The sequence below is a fragment of the Serratia sp. (in: enterobacteria) genome, from assembly GCF_051654945.1.
Lineage (GTDB): Bacteria > Pseudomonadota > Gammaproteobacteria > Enterobacterales > Enterobacteriaceae > Chania.
In genome coordinates this window covers 1-1,475 of the sequence record NZ_JBOFZA010000115.1, presented here as the reverse complement: position 1 = coordinate 1,475, position 1,475 = coordinate 1, and the positions used below count along the sequence as shown (strand labels likewise).

Sequence of the window (1,475 nt, the reverse complement as noted above, 5' to 3'; positions counted from 1 at the left end):
TCGTACACCAAAACCCTTAACGCCACGTTGAAGGCTTTACCGGGCAAAACGGTGACAGCGGGCAAAGTCAGCGCGACAGCGCAGGTCATTATTCAGGTGCAGTAATGATAAAAATTATTGGATGGTCGGCAGTCGTTGGGGGGCTATTGTGTGCAACGGCACAACAGTAAACTAAGTGAAAATATTGGTCGCTGGAGCCGCGTCTGTTAAATCAGTGGGTTCGGAGGAGAAGGAAGCCAGTCATTGGATCAACACAGAGACCGTCGGCAATCATCCAGTGACGTATGGTTTCTACAGAGATCGATATTTGGTGGCGTTCGCTGAGCTTTTCTGTGGCTAGTGTGGGTCCGAAGTCGCTGTAATTTTCACGTAGCCCCTGAAATCCTCCGCTTACTTCACCCAGTCTTCCTGCGTCAGCCCCGGCACCCGCGCAAACTCGCTTGTATTATTCGTCACCAGCACGGCACCGGCGGCGATGGCGTGCCCGGCGATCGCCGTATCGTTCGGGCCGATCGGTGTCCCGGCTGCAGCCAGGGCCGCCTTGATTTCCGTGGTAGCGTCCACCGCCGCCCGGTCCCAGGTCAGCACGGCATCGAGGCGGGTGCAGAACGCGTCGACCAGTTGCGCATGGCGCGGCGAGGCCTTCTTGCCGATCGCGCCGAAGCGCATTTCTGCATAGGTGATGGCCGAGATCACGATGCGGTGGTTGCGCAGTACCGCCTGCTCAAGCCGCTTAATCACGGCGTCCGGCTGTTCGCGCATGATGAACGAGCAAATGTTGGTGTCGAGCATATAGGTTTTGTTCACAGGTCAAATCGTCCTTCGTCGCTGACAACGTCTTCACGCTCCGCCATAAAATCTGTGTCGGCTTTTTCAAACTGAGCAAAGGAACCCCAGGTAGGCCGGACGGGGCGCAGAATGATGCTGTCCCCTTCCCGGACGATCTCCAGCTCGCTCACCCCCTCAAAATCCAGATCGCGGGGCAGACGGATGGCGCGGTTGTTGCCGTTTTTAAAAATAGAAACTGTGCGCATGGTTTTTCCTCATATGCTGAGTGTGTCAGGGAGTATTCCCGCATATGCTGAGTATAGATGTTTCGGTTAAGTTTGTATAGGTTAAGTATATGCAGATGTCATGCATATGGATAGGTGAAGCCTAGATCATCTTCTCTCTTTTTCGGCTGAGATCCGCTTTCGGGTAGTTTAACCACGGCTGCTGCCTGGCATTTACCAGTATGGCGTTTCCTATTGTCTTCCTCATGTCGTTTATATTTTCACTTACTGATTCAGGGGAGGCACCGAAACTTGTAGCTTCATTTTGATAAGCTGTTTCTGCCTTATCCAATGCGCCGTAAAACCCTGTCCTTCAGGGCAGGGATATAAGGCGCGGTTTTCCACCTAACCAGGTGTTTGCTGTTGTTCAATATATTGCCGGATGATAGATATTGGTGCGCCACCACAACTACTGGCAAAGTA

At 52.9% G+C, this 1,475-nt stretch carries 3 protein-coding genes and 1 pseudogene; 1 reads left to right on the top strand and 3 read right to left on the bottom strand.

The annotated features are described in order from the left end of the window. Positions 1-105, top strand: a 105-nt coding sequence (locus tag ACRDCA_RS25290) for a fimbrial protein (protein ID WP_438691980.1), incomplete at its 5' end; no start/stop codon positions are given. A 285-nt stretch (positions 106-390) separates the two neighbouring features. On the opposite strand, the gene ACRDCA_RS25285 is transcribed toward ACRDCA_RS25290, so the two are convergent. The 3 genes and pseudogenes from ACRDCA_RS25285 to ACRDCA_RS25275 form a co-directional block, all read right to left on the bottom strand. Further along, positions 391-807, bottom strand: a complete 417-nt coding sequence (locus ACRDCA_RS25285) for a type II toxin-antitoxin system VapC family toxin (protein WP_438691979.1) — start codon at positions 805-807, stop codon at positions 391-393. Then, on the bottom strand, positions 804-1,034 hold the full coding sequence (gene vapB, locus ACRDCA_RS25280) for a type II toxin-antitoxin system VapB family antitoxin (RefSeq protein ID WP_438691978.1): 231 nt from the start codon (positions 1,032-1,034) through the stop codon (positions 804-806). Before vapB ends, ACRDCA_RS25285 begins: the two co-directional genes overlap by 4 nt. Positions 1,035-1,277: 243 nt before the next feature. Beyond that, a pseudogene (locus ACRDCA_RS25275) lies at positions 1,278-1,475 on the bottom strand (hypothetical protein); the annotation flags it as partial.